Below are 18,956 nucleotides of genomic sequence, written 5' to 3' on the forward strand. Positions count from 1 at the left end.
AACAATATTGACAATGGTGACTCTCAACGGTCGATCCTGGGTGTACGGCGGTTGACTGGCAACCACCGCGCTTCATACCTGCGGAACTAAAACACACGGCTGCTATCTCAGGCATGGGCACTTATGCAACGTTTACCAGTTGCGGGGATTTTGCGTCCATGTCTTTTTCACTCCGCTTCTCAAGGTGTCCCAGCACCGCTATGTTAAATCCTATTAATATGGATTGTGCTGGTCAATGCAACTATCAATCTTAATTGATAGATTCAAAGTCATAGTATTCTGATAGATAGCTTGGGTATGTTTTACCTGTGGTTATTTTTACTTCTGGTAGAGACGATAATTCGGTTATTTTCAAACAGATTTTCTCATAATCATCCCCTAGCTCTACAACACCGCCGCATCCAGCTGGCAATCGCTCCGCCGGGGCGCCCATGTTGAAAGTTAAAATTTTCAAGCCGCACTCCAAAGCCTCGCTGAATGTGTAGCTAAAAGTTTCTGGCCATACACTCAAGATTGCTGCTATGCGACATCCTGATTTTTTTAGCAAATGGGGAAGTTCGGATCTTGTATACTGCCCATGCAAAACTACATTCGGAAGTTTGCTTACTTCTTGGTCGTCTTTGGTGTATCCAATAACGTGGAATTTAATGGGAAGGTTTTTTTCCGCTGCGTAGTTTGCACATCCCAGTAGATAGTCATAGCCTTTGTGAATTCCAATGGCGCCAAGAAAAGCTACATTGATAGTCTCTGTTTTGCATGCACCTTTTATCAGTATATTTTTTACAGGTTCGGGGTGTGGCCGCACCAAGATTTCCAAGTCTTTAAAATACTTGTTAAGGCGTTTGCCAACGTCGTTGCTTGGCACAAAAATTTTGCGAGCACTGCTGAATCGATCCTCATAAAAATTCCGCCACTGACTAATGTCAGAGTTGAAGTCGGAGATCTGCAAGGCAGAACTTTCGTGAGCGCCATTTTTTTTGATGCACGCATTGCAATCAACAGCAGTCGGCTCTCCACAGTATGCTCGTGTATTGTCTATGAGATTTACACGGGGGCAAATTGAAAGATAGTCATGAACCGTGACGTCATACTCGCAACCTAACTGGTGAGGCAGGTCCCAGACATGTTTGCTAAATTCAATTGTGTTGTGGTAATTGATATGCCATACGCCTAGCGCTTTCAGGTCATTGATCAGTTCTTCGATTTCGTGTGGGTTTTTGTAATCTAGATATATATCCCACTTAGTATGCGAAAGCCGCCAGATATCTGGTCCGGGAGATGTGAGCATCAGGGTGGGGGCGCCCTCTTTTGTCAAATGCTTTGAAAGCTCGTCAGTTGCTACCTGGGTGCCGCCACCTATTGTCAGCGAAACAAACAGTACAAAATTTCCAGGGGTTTTGGAGTTGGTTTTTAATCTGTTTAATTTATGGAAGAGAATATCTCGAGATATAGTATTTCTATACTTTCGCACGGGGTCATTTTCGATAAACTGAGATACCCTGGCAGCGTAGTCTGGGTAAATGCCATTCAGTATCTTCAGGTTTTTACGAACAAACTCCTCGGTGTTTGAGGAGAATGAAACCGAACCCAAGTGCTGAACGAATGTATCAACAGCGAGTACGTTTCTCCATCCGTGTTGCTCCGCGCGCAGCGAGAAGTCATTCTCCTCTGCGTATCCCTTCCCCCATTTATGCTCATCAAATACCCCCACCTCGTTGATGACGGCGCGTTTAATGAACATGCAGAAGCCATGTGCTGTGGGTAGGTCTAAGACCTTTCCGTTGTTCAAACCGTGGAATACGGAGTTTAGCGAATTTACATCATGTCCGATCGGTAACGTATTGTCTTGGCAAAAATTTGGGTAACTGCAAATGGTTGCATTGTTTGAGAATGGCGTGACTGTACCGATGATAGGATCTGAATATGCAGCGGTGACCAGTTGGTCTAACCACTTGTTAGGTACTAATGTGTCTGAGTTTAAGAGGATGACATCATTCTTATCGGCCAGGCGCATGCCCCGATTAACGGTGCCTACGAATCCTAGGTTGTTTTTGTTTTCTACCAGCTCATACTTATGGTGTTGTGAGTGACGTCTCAGCTTTTGAGTAAGTTTTTCATTGGGGCTGCAGTCGTTGATGACCGTCAGTTTATAGGCGTGCTCATTTTTTGAAGATAGCACGCTATTTATGCAGTTCAGTGTTTCCTCATATCCTTCATACACAGGAATGATTACGCTAACTACATCAGATTTAGGCTGAGTTAAGTAATTGTAGTTTTTGTGTTTCGATTGTGACTTCTCTACTTCCCCTTTTCGTGTCTTTTCCATTAGCTTCGGGATCAGTGTCGAAGATAGCCAAAGCATTGAAGGGTCTGAGTGTGTAGCCAATTCCCTTTTTATGATTTTAGCCAGCTTTGAAATGCCAGCTACTTGCGCGGATAGCAGGTTCACTTCTATGATTTGGGAGAAGGCCAAATCTGTTGTGCCTGATACGTAAATGCGTAACTCTGAAAATCCAACCATATTGGTATGTTTTCCGTGCTCTAGCTTAAATCCGCACTCGGCTTTACCTCCGGCGTTTTGGACGTCCCTTCGGATAAGCTCAGCTTTCGTCGTTGCTAGCTTTACATTGTCGGCATAAAGGTCCAGATGAATACATTCATCCAAGGTGTTTTGATCGTAGATCCACCCGTGAACGAAGTTCTGGTCCACTACGTCGATATGTCCCCTCAGACCAGGTTTAATTGTTGTGTTTGTTTCGATTAGTGAGAATTGAATATTTGTTGGTGGTGGAGGGGGAGGGGGGGCATTCTCCACTGTTACAGCCGCCGGCGATGGCGCGGGATGTTCTTTTATTTCTTTTATTTCTTTTATTTCTTTTATTTCTTTGGCTTCTTTGGCTTCTTTAGCTTCTTTAGCTTCTTTAGCTTCTTTAGCTTCTTTAGTTGTTGGTGCTTTTGGTACTTCTGGAACGGCAGTTTGCGCAAATGCAGGGGATTTTTTTTCTACCGTCACTGCGATCTGTACGGGTGCAGGCGATTCTTTTTCCGATTTCAATACGGACGATAAAACTGGCTGGGATTGCCTCTTTAAACGGTTTTCAGCCAAGGCAATATTGAAGTTAACCTGTTCACTGAGTGAGGCATTTTCTTTGATCGCGGACTTATACAGCGATATAGCTTTAGTGTAATCTTTTTCTCTCATCGCCGCGTTGGCTAATGCTAATAAACTTAGCTTGGTTTCACTATTCATAAGGATCCTGAGTTCTTTGTGCAGAGCAATGTTGTAGTTTAAGCCGTTTTTTTGTTGCGGCGCATGCGTGGAATAGTATTATAGGCAAGATTGGTTCTGAGCGATTCCGCCAGTGCAATCCAGTCTATAAGTGGATTCTCATTACGTATCTTATTATTCTTGTGCTGTGATAGCATGCGAGGCATACGGCTTATTAGTGCTGTAATCAGAAGTTGGTCAGGGCTTTCCAGTGAGTTCCAAACTCGCATGTCCATTATGTTGGGTTGCGCAAATCGCAATTCAAAGCGTTGGCCGTGTTCATCGTTTTGCTCTGCGTACCAACTGGACAAAACATTTTTCGAACCGGTGTCTGGGAACTCCAATCTGGGGTTAGTCCCGAATGTCATGCGGAGGTCATCGACTGTGGACAGTATGTAGTTTAGTGATGGCCAGTGTTTTTCTCCGAAACTTAAACCGGTCAGATTGAATTTCAATCCTGCATAATTGGCGCGCCCGTCTATTTCTTTAATGCTGGCGTGGTCGTATCGCAGTTGCAAAGGCCAGGATTTAAGCGTGTTATATAATTTTTTCAGGCCGATCAGAAAGGACGAGTGCTTAATAATTTCAGGCGTGCTTTCTAATGGATTTTGAGCATAATCGATGAGCTTTTTAACGAGGTCCAGAAGGAAAACCCAGTCAGATGCGCCCAGTTCAGATATTGCTGCGTTTGTCCCTTGGTTACTTGTTCCCGCTATAGGCATGCAAGGAAGGGTGTCTTCAAGAGCAAAGGAGTCTGGCCAGCGTAGTAGGGGGCAGGGTTGTTTGCTGCCACGAACGGAACGCTCAATTCTGAGGTTTACATGAGTTTCTATCAGTTCGGTGGTGAAATTCAGCTGTGGAAAAAATCGCTCTCCGAGGTATAGATTATGAAATTTCCATTTTATTGTTTTTGTAGTTTCTTCGCCGCTAGTTTTCTTGGCCTCAAAGCTTTCTGCTTCCCAGTGGCTGGAAAGTTTGATTGTTAGTTTTTGAAGTCTAGCGGTTTGCAGGCTGTATTTTTCCTTAAGAAGTTCTTTGTTCGATAAGGTTGTTTCAAGAAATTCTTGGGTTTTCAACAGTTGCGTGGTTAAAATCTCGTTTTCGTGTTCGACTTCTTTAATCAGGATTTCACCGTGTCCGATGCTGCGGGATTCGGTGCTAAATGTATTTTTATTTGACTCTAGTTGCTCTAGCTTTTCTTGGAGTTCAAAAATTTTGTTTAGTAATATATCGTTTTCAAGGGTTGTCTCTAATATTGCTTGTTCAGGCACAGTTAAGTTTGCGATGTTTCCGCTATTTTGTTTTTTCATTTGCTCTTGAGGCTCAATGACTTTGTTTGAAGATGTGCCGATTTCAAGAGCTAATTCTTGTGCTGTCTGTTCGGCGAGAAGGACTTTTGAGTCCAATTGACTAACGTCACCAGTAGCTGCGCCCGCGATTTTCATCACGCCATTTCCTTATGAATGTGCAAGGAGTTAAAAAATTGCTGTTCCATCTGCAGTACTTTTGGACGAATCAATCGAGGAGCGCTTTCCCGAGCCAAGTTCGTCCTTGGTGGTAACGCCAATCCTCCAAACGGACCACTCTGATAGTCCAGGCTTAATGCCGGATGGTAGTGCGGGTCATGCTGGCCCGCCAAAGACCAGCGCTCAATAAACCCCTGTTGCTCGCGCTGGGCGCGGGCTAGTTTTTCCCGGGTTTGGTCTTTGCCGCGACTCGCAGACTCGGCATGAATGAGTTGTGCAAAGGGGGTCCATATCAGGTTCAACCCGCTTTGCTGGATTTTCAGGCACAAGTCGACGTCGTTGAAGGCCACGGGGAAGGCGCGTTCATCCAGTCCACCCAGTGCCTGGTACAGTGATTTGCGTAGCAGGAGGCAGGCAGCAGTGACTGCGCTTTGTTGCCGAGCCAGTTGGTTCATGCCCAGGTAGCCTGGATCGTCCTGATGGAGGTTATTACCGGTGTGCGCAGCCAGGCCGTTGATACCCACCACAACACCACCGTGCTGCACCATGCCATTGGGCCATAGGAGTTTTGCACCGACGGCGCCGACGCCTGGGCGAATCGCTTGGCTGACCATTTCTTTCAACCAATCAGGCTCGATGATCTCGATGTCATTGTTGACAAGGCCAATCAGTTCGCCATTGGCCAGTTCTACCGCGCGGTTGTTGATGGTGGAGTAGTTGAACGGATAGGGATGGGCCAATACCTTCACGCCAAGCGCCGGTAATTGGGCGAGGTACTCGAGCGCGGCCGGGTCGCTGGACTGGTTATCCACCACGATTATTTCGAGGTCAGGGTAATCGGTGTTGCCCAGCAGGCCTTCCATGCAGGTGCGCAAGAGGCCGACCTGATCGCGTGTCGGTACGATCAGGCTGACTTTTGGCAGTGTCCGCGGCAGTGGCCAATGGGTGCGCAATAGGCCGGGGTAGTTCGGTAATGATTGAACGCGTGCACCGCGCGCTAGCCCTTGGCTCAGCCATTCCATCGCTTCGCGGCGATCTGGCGAGGCTGGTGCGTCAGCGGGACTTGCCGGTGAATGGTATTGACGGTGGTAAAGCACCTTTGGCAGGTGCACCACCCTTGCCTTGCGCCGCTCGCTGGCCAGGGCAACAGCTGCAAGCAAGTGATGCCAATCCAGTGCCTGCAGGCCATGGTCGGGGGTGAGTAGCAACAGTGCGTGCTGGAGAATGTCTGCACTGAACGCCGCACCGGGGCTGAACAGGTCTGCGCCGATAAACAGATCGACATCCCACACCGGTTTCAGCCAGGGCAGGCTGCGCTCCCATGAAGGGCCGTCGCGATCACAGTCGGCAAAAGCCCAGGCACCGCCGCCACTCAAGGTCGCATGCAAATGGTCGATCGCGTGACTGGGCAAGTGATCGCCACCCTGGACCGGGACAATGGTGTTGCAGCCAGTGCTCAACAGCTTGAGCAGTGCCGGCAGGATGTTCTCGATACGGCCTTCGGCGACTTCACTGACGGCCATGCGTTGCTGGTGGATGCTGGCCAGAGTGACGGCATCATCTCGCTGGTTACCGGCACTGATCAGCAATACACCGACCTTGCCCGGCGGCAACCGGGCCGGCATCGGTTCGGCCTGCTGAAAGCACTCGAACCACTGCGCGTAATGGTGGAAGCCGGCACTTTTGGGTGCCCAGCGGTTTTGTTCGCTGGCCAACTGAGTGATCAATTTCAAAGTGTCGGGATTGGGTGACTTTGCGTGATCGTGCAGAAGTCCTTCCAGGCCCTGGGGCCAGCAGCACAGCGTAACCGGGCTGCCGGAGAGAGCCTGGCCCAGGTCGTTTTCGATGTGCAGGACATGGGGCTCACCGTCGGCCAACAACCAGGGCAGCTCGATGGTGAAACCATGGTCAGCGCTGCTGCGATTGACCAAGGCCACATGGCGCTGGTCGCAGGTCACTCGGGCATGGACCTGGCTTTCTTCGCGCACAATGACCTGCATGTGCCGATGGGGGGCTTGCGGATCCCAGCTCCAGCCGCTGAGGCCCAAGCCACCGTTGTACCAGACCTGGGAGGCGATGGCGGCTGGCTCGTTGGCGGGTCGGCCGGGCAGTTGCAAGCTGCCTGCGAGCAGGTCGGTTTGGTTAGCGACCTTTATGTTGATCCGGCTCGCGTTGTTCAACCAGGCGTCCTTCAGTTGTACGGCAAAGCCGTTGAACTGATCTCCCGTGGTGGCGTTGGGTTGGAACTGATCGGCCCGAGCCAGGGCCACGCCTGCGCCGTCTACCAGGACCTCGATCACCAGGCGTGCATCAGGTCGGGCCGTGTCCAGGGCCCAACCCTGTAGCACGTCGCCGTATAGCCCGGTGATCTCGCCTTGGTATTCGGAGTGTGGAGTGAGGGTCATGCTATTCATAGGGCATCCACTGGCGCGGGGGCTGGGGTCGAGAAAACGGACAGTTGAGACACTGGCAAGGCACCGGCTTCCAGAGCGACATCACCAGGCTCGGCGTAAAGGGCCAAGCCATGTTCGTTAGCCAGGGCTGCTGCGGCCCAATCAGATCCAGGGGCTGGGTCCAGGCTGAGGGCGGCGGTACACCCTGCCAAGGCAAGGGTTTCGGTCATGTTCAGGCCTGGAAGTTGGGCCAATGCCTGTACCGCACCGGTCGACAGCAGTGTGCTCAGCCAAGGACTTTCTCCGACCACCAATAGCAGGCACGGGTGTTGCTCGCGCTTGATGCGTTGGCCAAGCTTGAGCCAACGCTGCGCCACATCGGCGTTGTTCAGCCGATCGGCGATCAAGAGCGTGCTGGGTACGGCGCGGGTTTTCATTGGGCGGGGGGCGGGTGGGGCTGAACGCTGTACTTTTGCCTGGGGCAGCGCGGCGTTATAGCGGGCATTCAGTGCTTGCCAAACCATTTGAACGCTTTGTGCCTGATTGGCGAAGCCCCGCCAGTACAGGTCACCCTGTTCGGCAAGCAAGCGGTCGTCGCGGCAGTTGATCTGGTAAGGCCGTTGCAGCTGGGCCGGTAAATCACACAGTTCTACGGGGCAGCCGGCGAGTTGCTGATAGGTCAGTTGCTGGAGTGGCAGTGATTGCAAATCGGCCAGCAGTTGCGTTGCATTTGTAGGCAGCCGGTATTCCAGTGACAGTGGCAGGCCGGGCAGCGCTGCAAGCAGAGTCACCTCGGTGTCCTGACCGCGATTGAGGTATTTCAAAGCCAGGGGCGCGGTCGAGGGGAGGTCACTCTCGATAGAAAGGTCCTGTGTTCCCGGGAACCCTTTCTCGCTGGACATCCAGCTGCGCAACTGCGCCAACCGAGCTCGCTGCAGCGCCTGGCGAGCGGGTTGCAATGGATCGCGCAGGCAAAAGGCGCTGTAGCGCGATTCGGCATCGGGGTATCGCCGCCTTAGAATGGCGTTGTTATGGGCCACGCGCAGGATCTTCTCATCACCAAAAGAGATGCCGCCCTGGTGCGCGACGAATACCCGAGGGGCGCCCATATGTCGCCAGCCGAAGGTGCGGGCACGCAGGCACCAGTCGGTTTCCTCGCCGTAGCCGCGCGACAGGTGGACCTCGTCCAGGTAGCCCACTTGATCCAGCGCGTTGCGCTTTATATACAGGCAGAAGCCGCAGCCCGTTTCGATCTCGACAGCAGCGCTGTCGGTCTGGCTGGCAAAGTGGTCCAGTTGCGCCTGTTGTTCGGCGCTGGGCATGTCCTGGCTGACGCGGCTGAGCGGGAAGCTCATCAGTTCGCCGTTATTGGTAAAGGGGGTGACCGAGGCGATGTCTTCGGCCTCGTATGCCACCGCGCGGAGGCGGTCTAGCCAGTTGCCGTTGACGCGGGTGTCGGCGTTCAGCCAAACCACGTCTCGCTCCGGGCTCAGGGCCATGCCGCGGTTGGTGTTGCGGATAAAGCCCAGGTTGGTCGGTTGGCGCACGTAGTGAATCTGGCCGCTGGCGGCCAGATTCTTGAGGGCTTGGCTCAGTGCCCGGTTCGGGCTGGCATCGTCCAGCACCACCAATCGATGTTCGGTCTGGTTGAGGCCGCGGTTGCGCAGCACGCTGTCAATGCACTCCAGGGTTTCGGCAAGGCCTTCGTACACGGGGACCAGCACATCGACGGGTTGCTGCCGGGCAACGTTGCCTGGGACTGGCGTCGGCGGAACGAAGGGGGCAAGTACCGACAGTGGGCTGCCCAGAAGAGCGGCGCCATCCTTGAAGCGGATATGCAGTTCCGGGGTCGGTTGTGGGACCTGAACCTGAATGCCGCCATGGTTCGCACTGATTCCCGCCTGCTGCAGCAGAGGGTGAGCTGAGTCGGCCGGGAACTGCGTCGTGCGTCCGTTGGCTTGCAGTTGCAGGCGCAGGGGTGTTTGCGGGGCGCGCAGGTTCAGTGCCCAGCCTCGGATCTCGCCACTCTCGGTGTCATAGCGCACCACACCCACGTTTTTGGGTGCATGGGGTAGTGCGGCCAGCAGGCCAAGCACCAGTTTCAGTTCGTTGCTGTCGTTGATTTCGGGCAGGTGGGCCAGGATCAGCTGGCAAAGTTTTGCCGGCTGTTCGCACTGGCTGCGCGCTTGCCAGAGGGTCATGCGCAACGTTGGGTCATGGGGCTGGTCGCGCCACGCGGCGCTGAGTAATCGCGTCGCTGCATTGGCGTTGTTTTGCGCCAGGAGGCTGCGAGCGAGCAGTGCGCGAACGTCGGTACGCTGAGGTAGCTGATGGGCTGCACCACTCAGGTAGAGAAAGGCGCGCTGCGGGTCTTTGTGTTGCAAGGCCTCGATCCCTTTCCAGATCAGGGCCTCGGAACGATATTCGGGGGTATGCAAGGCACATTCGAGGTGAGCCTCGGCACTGTCATGGAGACCGGCTTGGCGGTCGCGATGGAAGTGGTCCATAAGCGATCCCGGCTTATGGTCTATATGCTTTGACATGGTTATCTGGGTTTCGCTGTGAAGACAAAAAAAGAGGGCCCCGAGAAGGAGCCCCTTTTCAAATACCTCCAGCCTTGCGGCTGGAGATATTCAGGCTTGTTGCAAGGTGCAGCGTTACGCTACGCCGTGTACTACAACCACGTTGCCGTTGTGGTCGATACCTTCGTCGGAACCGACGATACCGATGGCCACTTCAGCCTGGGTAGCGCCGTGCTCCAGAGCGTTGGTCCAGGCAGCCTTGCCTTCCGCGTCTGCGGTGCGACCCAGTGCGTTGGTGTACAGCTCATCGATGAAGTCGGATGCCGATTTGGCATTGGACTCGGCCGAGCTGCTGATGTCTTGTGCGATCGAGGCACGGTCAACACCGGCAGTCAGTGCAGCAACCCAGCTATCGAGACCTGCATCATCGGCTTCACGACCCAGTACGCTGGTGTACAGCGCCTTGACGAAATCGCTGTCGTCGGCGCTTGCGCTTGCACCCTGGCCTTCGTTGGAGCCGGAGATACCAGCAATGACGTCGGCACGGCTTGCACCTTGAGCCAGCACGTTCAGCCATGCCGCCTCGCCGCCAGCGTCCGCATCGCGGCCCAGCAGAGTGGAGTACACGCTTTGAATGAACTCGCTGTTCATGTTGTTCTGGAACTCGGTAGAGCCCAGGAAGTCTTGCGCGATGTCAGTCAGTGCAATGCCGGAAGCAGAATTGCCCCAAGCCTCGGCGCCACCTGCGTCAGCGTCACGACCCAGCAGACCATTGTAGAGGCGCAGAGCAGCCGCTTCTTCATCGGTGCTGGCAACAACGATCGACTCGCCATTGTCGAAGCTGATGAATTCAACATTCGAAGTGCTGACGGCGTGATCACCACCGTTCAGGTTCAACGAGGTGCCCGATACGGATGCTGCGAAATCGGCACGCGAACCTGCAACATGAGCCACGTCATAACCTTCGCCAGCATCGACGGTGTCGTTGCCAGTACCGGTGTAGATCGTGTCGCGGCCAGTGCCAGTCGAGATCTGGTTGTCGCCGCTGTTGGCGATAACCACGTTGTCACCGTTACCCAGGGTCACGGTGTCGTTGCCGGCACCAGTGTCGACAGTAGTGTTGCCGTCGCCAACGGTGATGTGGTCGCTACCGTTGCCGCTGACGATTACGCGATCGATGTCATCGGCTGGGAGATCAGCGGAGAACAGGTTCACGGCTGGAGCAGCGGTGAAGTCCAGGGTCAGGTTGGCGTCGCTGGCGAAGACAAATGCCTTGGCGTCGGCCAGGCCTTCGGTGGTCAGGTCAACAGTGACATCAGTACCGGCAGCGCCAGCGATGTCAGCGAAGATCGCCTGGGCGTTGGAACCGGTTGGGGCAACGACGCTGCCCACACCATCCCACGAACCGATAGCTACGGTCTCTGCGTTATCCAGATTGAGGATTTGCGAGATGGCGTCAGCAGTGTTGCTGGAGATGCTGGTGTTTGCAGTCAGGGCGTCTTTGACGTCGGCGGCCAAGAACGGGTTATCGTATTGCATGCTTCAATTCCTGTAGATCAGGCCAGTTGGCCCTCATGGCTATATGTTTGCGTAGTCGCAAGGTTTTCCCAGGGAGACTTATAGCGGGGAGCGTTGATCTCAGGATGGGCGAAGATGGAAAGCTTGATACCAACCAGGGGTTCCTGGCCGCTCGGGCCGAAAAACATCTGGTCAGCAACAATGGGTTGCGGTTCGGCGCCAGCGAAGGCGACCTCGCCAGCCAGTCGATAGCGACTGCTGTTGGGGCCGGTCAGGCTGAAGCCGACAGCGATCAGGGCCGCGGCCTTGCCGCGGGTACCGCAATAGTGACCGGAAAGAACTTTGGGGCTGGGGCCTGAGCCGGCGACGGTACTGGTGTACGCCAGGTCAACGCCATCGGGACGGTCTGCCCAGTCAACCAGGAAGCCTTCAATGCCGGTCGTGCCTTGGCGCTCACCGAGCCACTCTTGGGTGGCAGTGACGTCGCCGCGGGACTGAATATGGCCGATCAATTTTAAAGTCCCCGGCGCAACCGCAGGCTGTAACTCGCTGCTGGTTTCTTTGGCGGGGGCGGGGGGCGCGAAGTTGCGCATGATGGCGGCGGAAGTGTCGATTCGGTCGATGCGCAGATCAACAGGATCGACTTGGACATTGGCCAAGTGGTATTCGGTAATCAGTACGGTAGTTACGCCGTTTTTGACGCGACCGATGATGCAGTCACCCAGTTTGGTCAGCATGTTTTTGCTAACGCCCTCGGCTGGAAAAAAGTCGATAAGACCTTTGCCAAGGGGCGCTTGTTGAAGCGCTATGCAAACAGTTTTGTCTGTACTGGTTTGTGAGGCATAACGAAAGATATACATCCCTGGCTCAAGAAGAGTGACCCGGGACGTGATCTTAAGTCCATCAGTGCTTTGCGAAGACACGCGGTAAAACTCCTTCAATCCTTGAACTGGATAATCCAAACAGGGTTCGACAGGTATCTGTTGAACGCATGTGGCCTATATAAATAAAGGCTAATGGCGGATTGGTGGCTTCCTTGACGGCAGGAAGATTAAGCTATTTGGATTTTTTAAACAATCCTGTCTCGAAACAATTTTTTCATGGCAAGGGAAGCGGTCGGTTTTTCGGCGTGATCCAATTTTTGAGTCTTGCCAAAAAACTTGTCTGAACCCCGTGAAATACGGCATCCGTCCCCTCGCTGATCGACGCAAACGCCCGTCTTACCTGATGCGACGGCCGAAATCTCGCGGCGCAACTTCATGGCCCGGATCTGGTGTTTGGCTGGGTAAAATCTTGCACGGCAGGTTGACGCAGACCGACAATATGTTGATTGGCAGACAGTATGTTCATGGATTTGGGAAGTCAGTAAAAAGCAGGTCATGCGTTTTTGGGTGGATCATGCTAGTTGTGCTTTTGAGCCCGCCTGATGATCTGGGTGTTCGGCTGGGCATGCAAATTGGGGGCTATGTTAGAGGCAAAAAAACGAATTGTCTTGACCAGTGGTCGACTCGATTCTCGCTTCGCAAAAAAATATTTTCTGGTGCGCCCTAAAGAAAATTGACTTGCTGCCGGGTGCCTAAAGGTGGTTTTGACCCGTCAGTCAATATAAGGGTGGATTGTTACACTTTATCAATTTAGTCGAGAGGAAGTGTCGGCGGTAGGGGGGCGGTAAGAAGGGGGGTTAATTCCAGCTGGCGTCATTCGTCGCCTCCATCATTAAACTTCCTTTACTAGGCGCTTTTCTGGCTGCCGGTGCCGGAGGTGGGTGGTACACTCCCGCGCTTTACGCCTTCCCAGACAGTATGGATGCTATGAGTCGCCTACCCGAAAACAACTTGCAGGCTGCCTTGAAGGTTTGCAAGAGCAGCTTTATTTCCGTCGGTTTCTTCAGTTTGTTCATTAATGCGCTGATGTTGGTTCCGACGTTCTTCATGATCCAGGTTTCCGGTCGCGTTGTGCCCAGCAGTAGCGTCTCTACGTTGGTGATGCTGACACTCATCCTGACGGTATTGATGTTGACCTTGGGTTCACTGGAGTGGGTACGTTCGCGGATCATGGTGCGTATCAGCAACCGGCTTGATGCGCTGTTGAGCCATGATGTTTATCGAGCCAGCTTCCGCAGGGCTCTGGACAGTGGCGGAATGGATGCGTCGGCGCAGTCGCTCAATGACCTGACGTCCCTGCGCCAGTTCCTGAGCGGCAACGGCCTGTTCGCATTCTTCGATTCGCCGTGGCTGCCAATTTATGTCGCGGTCATGTTCATGTTCCACCCTTTATATGGTTGGGTCACCGTTGGTTGCGCGGTCGTACTGATCTGCCTGGCTGTGTTGAACCAGCGCTTCACTGGCAGGGCGTTGGTAGAGGCCAACAAGGAAAACGTTGCAGCCTCCCTGCACACCACCAAAACGCTGCGCAATGCCGAGGTCATCGAATCAATGGGGATGCTTCGCACCCTGATGAGCCGCTGGGCCAAGCGCCAGCGCAAGGTATTGAGGCTGCAGTCGTATGCCAGCGACAAGAGCGGCATCATTACATCGGTGTCCAAGACGTTTCGTCAGTGGACCCAGTCCATGATGCTGGCGCTAGGTGCATACCTGGTGATCACCCACGAGATAACACCGGGCTTGTTGATGGCCGGTTCGCTGTTGCTCGGGCGCGCTTTATCCCCTATCGACCATATGATCGGCAGCTGGAAGGGCTTTGTCGCTGCCCGGGTGCAGTACAACCGTCTGAACGAGACCCTGGAAAAGCTCAGTGCCGAACCTGAGCGCATGAAGTTGCCCGCGCCGCAAGGGCATATTCAAGTCGAGAACCTGATCGTGACCCCGCCGGGCGCGAAAGCTCCCGTTATTCGTAATATCAGCTTCGTCGCTCCGGCCGGTACCGTGGTGGGCATTGTCGGACCAAGCGCAGCGGGCAAGTCGACACTTGTTCGGGCGTTGCTGGGGATATGGCCGTCACAACATGGCGTTGTGCGCCTGGACGGTGCGGATATCAGTACCTGGGACAAGCACGACCTGGGCCCGCACGTGGGCTACCTGCCGCAGGACATCGAGTTGTTCGAGGGCAGTATCAGCGAAAACATTGCCCGTTTTGAAGTCATTGATGCCGAGAAAACCGTGCACGCGGCAAAGGTCGCGGGTGTGCATGAAATGATCCTGATGCTCCCCGACGGTTACGACACGGTCATCGGCAGTGGCGGTGTCAACCTGTCTGGCGGTCAGCGCCAGCGCATTGGCCTGGCTCGGGCTCTCTACGGTAGCCCGCGACTGATTGTGCTGGATGAGCCCAACTCCAACCTTGACGATGTCGGTGAGCGTGCTCTGGGTGTCGCCTTGCAGAAAATCAAGGAAACCGGTGCCACGGTGTTCATCGTTTCCCATCGCCCCAATATTCTTGCCCGGCTCGATCGCGTGATGGTGCTGAATGCCGGCACCATCAGTCTGTATGGGGCGCGGGAGCAAGTTATTGCCGAGCTGGCGGCTCAGCAAGCCAAGACTCAGCAGCGGGTAGCCCAAGCGGCCGCTCCAGATGCGGCTTCGGCCGGCGCGTGAAAGGAATCCATTGATGACCCGTACTACCCTGATAACCCTCAACGATGATGAACTCGATGAGGTGCCTACTTCTGACCGAAATATACGCAGGCTTGGTCTCGGCATTGTGCTTGTGACCTTTGGTCTTTTTGGCGGCTGGGCCGCCTTCGCTCCGTTGGATAACGCCGTATATGGCAGTGGGCAGGTCACCGTCCAGAGCTATCGCAAGACGGTTCAGCATCTGGAGGGGGGCATCGTCAAGGAGCTGCTCGTGCATGATGGTGACCTGGTGCACCAAGGCGATCCGTTGATTGTGCTGGATGAGTCGCAAATCAGTTCCGAATATGAGTCTACCCGTAGCCAGCTGATTGCCGCCAAAACCAGGGAAGCCCGCTTGCGAGCTGAACGCGATGACTTGCCGGCGTTGCCGACGGTGTCGATTGATGGCCCTGATTCGCAGCGCGCGCAGGAGGCATTGGAGGGCGAAATCCACGTGTTCAATGCTCGGCGTGGTTCGCGTCTTGGGGAAATAGCGGTCAAGAAAGAGCGCATCGCACAGCTCAGTCAGCAGATCACCGGTCTGGAGACGATGGTCCGTACCAAGGCGGGGCTGGAGCAGTCCTACAGTGGTGAGATCACTGAGCTCAAGGAGCTGTTGGCCCAAGGGTTCGTCGACAAGCAAAGGTTGTTGGAGCAGGAGCGCAAGCTGGACATGCTCAGGTCGGAAGTGGCCGACCACAAGTCGAACATCCTGACCACCCGTTTGCAGATCAACGAGACGCAACTGGAGATTGTTCAGCTCACCAAGAACTTCAATTCCGAGGTGGTGAAAGACCTTGCCGATGTGCAGAGCCAGGTCTTTGAGTTGCAGGAAAAAGTCAGCGCACTCAAGGACAGGCTCTCGCGGATTGTCATCCGGGCCCCGGAGAGTGGCATGGTGCTGGACATGAAGGTGCATACCGTTGGTGGTGTGATCAGCTCGGCAACACCCTTGATGGACATCGTGCCCGAAGCCTCCCAGTTGGTGATCGAGGCGCGCGTCGGCACCAATGATATTGATCGAATCTCGTTGGGCAAGACGGCGGACGTTCGCTTCACCGCATTCAATAATGCGACCACGCCGGTTATCGAGGGCGAGGTGAGTCGAATTTCCGCGGACCGCTTGACCGATGAGCGTTCGGGTGACAGCTATTACCTGGTGCGGGTGACACTCACCGACGATGGTGCGAAAAAGCTCGGCGATCGCAAGTTGTTGCCAGGTATGCCGGCCGAAGTACTGATCAATGCGGGTGATCGAACCATGCTGCAGTACCTCCTGAAACCGGCTCGCAACATGTTCGCCAAGTCGATGATCGAGGAATGATTGTGCGTTTGTTACCCGTTGTGCTCCTCGGTTTATCGGTTTGTCAGGTTCAAGCGGCGCCCATGCAGGAACAGCGCGGTGTCAGTGCCAATGATTATTCGGTTGACCTCATGGCGCTGTATCGCGAGTCACGGTTGGAAGACCCGCGCATCATCTCGGCCTACGCCAAGGCTCGTTCCGCGTCCGAACAGCAGCGCGCCGCGCTGGGTGGTTTGCTCCCACAGGTCTCGGCCAACGGCGGCTATAACCGGATCTTGCGCAAGGACGACGCTTCCCGGGAAATTTATGACAACAACAATTATGGGTTGAGCCTGACCCAATACATCTATAACAAGCAGGCTTGGGAAAGCTGGCAGAAGTCCAAGAGCGTCAGCCGGCAAAAGGTCTCGGAAGCCGATGAGGCTCAGGCTGAGGCTACGGTGGATCTGGCCAAGCGCTATTTCATCGCGTTGGCGGCCGATGACGATCTGGAGCTGGTCATGGCCGAGCGGCGGGCGACGCAAAAGAATCTCGACCAGGTCAATGCGTTGTATGCCCGGCAAATGGCCAAGATCACCGATCAATTGGACCTGCAGGCACGGGTGGACAGCCTGGCGGCCCAGGAAGTCGAGTCGCGTAACCAGGTGCGCCTCAGTCGCGCGGCGCTGGCCGAGTTGGTAGGGCGACCCATCAATGAGCGCTTGAGTCGCGTGCGCAGTGATGTGGAGTTCCGGGCGCCTATGGAAAGCCTGGATAACTGGTTGCAGCTGGCAGAGAGTGGTAACCCGGCCCTGAAGGCTAGCCAGAGCGGTGTCGAAGCGGCTGAAGCGGCGGTGCGTGAAGGCAAGGGGGGGCATTATCCGTCCCTGACGTTCAGTTTGAGCGGCCAGCAGAGTGATGTGGGGTATGACAACACGCAGACCCCGCGCAGCGACAGCTACGTCGCCACCCTGGGTGTGAAAGTGCCGTTATACAGCGGTGGTTCCACCTCGGCGCGTGTTCGTGGCTTGTACGACGATCAGCAAGTAGCAGAGGAGCAGCTGGAAGGCGTCAGGCGCCAAGTGGTCAAGGAAACCACTAATGCCTACCTGACCGCTCAATCCAGTGTCGAGAAGATTCGCGCGAGCCGAAATGCGCTGTCTTCGGCCAGCCAGTCCAGCATTGCTGCTCAGAAGGCGTTTACCTATGGTGTGGTGAACGCTGTGGATGTATTGGCCAGTGTGCAGAACGAATTCAAGGCGCGTCGCGATCTGCTCAAGGCCCAATACGATTTTGTCATAAACCTGTTTGCGCTCAACCGTTGGGCTGGAAAGCTCTCGGAAGGTAGCGTGGCCAGTGTCAATGCGTGGTTGAGTGCGGGCGACACCAACGTCATTCGCCCTGATGCGCCTAATCCGAAGCAGGTCAGTCGCTAGTGCGTTGACTGTTTGTTGATCATGACTTGGCCTGATCGCGGATTGTCTCACATCCCGCAATAGACACACTTTTGACACCCTCCCCAGATCACCTAACTTGAGGAGGCAGCTGCGGAAAAGCTGCTTCCTCAAACGATGTCATGGAGCGTCATTTATGCGTACAGGCTATTTCTATTCCCTGGTTTTTGCCCTGCTCACCAGCGCCTCTATCACTGCCAATGCTGCGCCTGCAGCCAAGCCGGAGGCTTCCAAGGCTCCGGTGACGATGGAGGCTTCCGCGAATTCGCAATTGATCAAGGTGGACCTCAACAAGGCCGATGCGTCGACCTTGCAGCGTGAGTTGTCCGGGGTGGGGCAGGCCAAGGCTTTGGCGATTGTTACGTATCGTGAAAGTAATGGGCCGTTTGCATCCGTCGAGGAGTTGCTCGAAGTGAAGGGTTTCGGCAAGGCGCTCCTGGATAAGAATCGCGAGAAGCTTCAGGTGAACTAAGCTTGTAACCCAGCCTTGGAGGCCGGTCATTGACCGGCCTTTTTGCGTTCTGGCGAATGCGGCGCGGTTTTGCCTTTCGTCAGCAGTGAAAAAATTACGACTATCATATGTTAATTAGATTATGCATATAATAAATACCTGTTTCGTCGAAGCGCGCTGAGATTCGGCGCTTATCCATTCTCTGGCATCTCCCTGGAGCAACGTCATGACTTCCCTTCAGTCCCAAGGTACCGCCCTCGTCACCGGTGCTTCTTCCGGTATCGGTGCGGTCTACGCGCAGCGTTTGGCGGCGCGTGGTTTTGATTTGTTGTTGGTCGCCCGTGATCAAGAGCGGCTTGAAGCGGCGGCGAGCGCGTTGCGCGATGCCCATGGTGTGCAGGTGGAGGTGCTCAAGGCGGATTTGACGCAGAAGGATGACGTGCTGAAGCTTGAGCAGCGTCTGCGCAGTGATTCGAGCATCAGCCTGTTGCTGAACAATGCGGGGGTGGCGGCGGATGGGTTGTTGGCCAATGCCGATCTGGACCAGCTGGAGCGCATGATTCAGTTGAATATCACCGCGGTCACGCGTTTGGCTTCGGCTGCGGCGGCGAGTTTTGCCAAGGCAGGTCGGGGCACGATCATCAACATTGCATCGGTGGTGGCATTGTTTCCCGAGCGTTTCAATGCGACGTACAGCGCGAGCAAGGCTTATGTGTTGAGCCTGACCCAGTCGCTGAACGCTGAGCTCGACGGCACCGGTGTCAAGGTCCAGGCTGTGTTGCCAGGGGTAACGCGTACCGAGATCTGGGAGCGTTCGGGTATCGATGCTTCGCAGATTCCGCAGGAGATGGTCATGGAGGCGGGGGAGATGGTCGATGCCGCCCTGGCGGGTCTGGACCAGGGTGAACTGGTGACCATTCCTTCACTGCCGAATGCTGGCGACTGGGATGCATTTGTGGCGGCGCGTCTCGTCATGGCGCCTAACCTTTCCAAAAGCAAGGCTGCCGCGCGTTACAAATGACGCGGGCGA

Annotated in this window: 12 protein-coding genes; 5 read left to right on the forward strand and 7 right to left on the reverse strand. The window is 54.7% G+C overall.

The window, feature by feature from the left end; genetic code table 11:
- Positions 1-250: 250 nt before the first annotated feature.
- From ACYP2Q_RS06055 to ACYP2Q_RS06085, 7 genes are all read right to left on the reverse strand, one after another.
- Positions 251-3,250, reverse strand: a complete 3,000-nt coding sequence (locus tag ACYP2Q_RS06055; RefSeq protein WP_459729678.1) for a glycosyltransferase — start codon at positions 3,248-3,250, stop codon at positions 251-253.
- Positions 3,251-3,288: 38 nt separating this feature from the next.
- On the reverse strand, positions 3,289-4,713 hold the full coding sequence (locus ACYP2Q_RS06060; protein WP_459729679.1) for a hypothetical protein: 1,425 nt from the start codon (positions 4,711-4,713) through the stop codon (positions 3,289-3,291).
- Entirely contained in the window at positions 4,713-7,148 is a 2,436-nt protein-coding gene (locus ACYP2Q_RS06065; protein ID WP_459729680.1) for a glycosyltransferase family 2 protein, read from the reverse strand. Before ACYP2Q_RS06065 ends, ACYP2Q_RS06060 begins: the two co-directional genes overlap by 1 nt.
- Positions 7,145-9,634 carry a glycosyltransferase gene (locus ACYP2Q_RS06070; protein ID WP_459729681.1) on the reverse strand — a complete coding sequence of 830 codons (2,490 nt, stop codon included), beginning with the start codon at positions 9,632-9,634 and terminating at the stop codon, positions 7,145-7,147. Before ACYP2Q_RS06070 ends, ACYP2Q_RS06065 begins: the two co-directional genes overlap by 4 nt.
- A gap of 150 nt (positions 9,635-9,784) precedes the next feature.
- Positions 9,785-11,188 (reverse strand): DUF4214 domain-containing protein, encoded by a 1,404-nt coding sequence (locus tag ACYP2Q_RS06075; protein WP_459729682.1) that lies wholly within the window; start codon positions 11,186-11,188, stop codon positions 9,785-9,787.
- Between the two features lie 17 nt (positions 11,189-11,205).
- Entirely contained in the window at positions 11,206-12,027 is an 822-nt protein-coding gene (locus ACYP2Q_RS06080) for a hypothetical protein (RefSeq protein ID WP_459729683.1), read from the reverse strand.
- Between the two features lie 209 nt (positions 12,028-12,236).
- Positions 12,237-12,428: a hypothetical protein gene (locus tag ACYP2Q_RS06085; RefSeq protein ID WP_459729684.1), complete on the reverse strand. Its 192-nt coding sequence runs from the start codon at positions 12,426-12,428 to the stop codon at positions 12,237-12,239.
- A 550-nt stretch (positions 12,429-12,978) separates the two neighbouring features.
- On the opposite strand from ACYP2Q_RS06085, the gene ACYP2Q_RS06090 reads away from it, so the two are divergent.
- The 5 genes from ACYP2Q_RS06090 (at position 12,979) to ACYP2Q_RS06110 (ending at position 18,947) form a co-directional block, all read left to right on the forward strand.
- Positions 12,979-14,721, forward strand: coding sequence for a type I secretion system permease/ATPase (locus ACYP2Q_RS06090; protein ID WP_459729685.1), 1,743 nt, complete (start codon positions 12,979-12,981; stop codon positions 14,719-14,721).
- Between the two features lie 13 nt (positions 14,722-14,734).
- Entirely contained in the window at positions 14,735-16,063 is a 1,329-nt protein-coding gene (locus tag ACYP2Q_RS06095) for an HlyD family type I secretion periplasmic adaptor subunit (RefSeq protein ID WP_459729686.1), read from the forward strand.
- Complete coding sequence (locus tag ACYP2Q_RS06100; protein WP_459729687.1) at positions 16,060-17,457, forward strand: TolC family outer membrane protein; 1,398 nt, start codon at positions 16,060-16,062, stop codon at positions 17,455-17,457. The genes ACYP2Q_RS06095 and ACYP2Q_RS06100 overlap by 4 nt, the downstream gene beginning before the upstream one ends.
- Before the next feature lie 154 nt (positions 17,458-17,611).
- Entirely contained in the window at positions 17,612-17,947 is a 336-nt protein-coding gene (locus tag ACYP2Q_RS06105) for a ComEA family DNA-binding protein (protein WP_459729688.1), read from the forward strand.
- Positions 17,948-18,152: 205 nt separating this feature from the next.
- Positions 18,153-18,947, forward strand: coding sequence for an SDR family NAD(P)-dependent oxidoreductase (locus ACYP2Q_RS06110; protein ID WP_459729689.1), 795 nt, complete (start codon positions 18,153-18,155; stop codon positions 18,945-18,947).
- Positions 18,948-18,956: the final 9 nt, after the last annotated feature.

The sequence above is a fragment of the Pseudomonas sp. MHK4 genome (assembly GCF_054600775.1).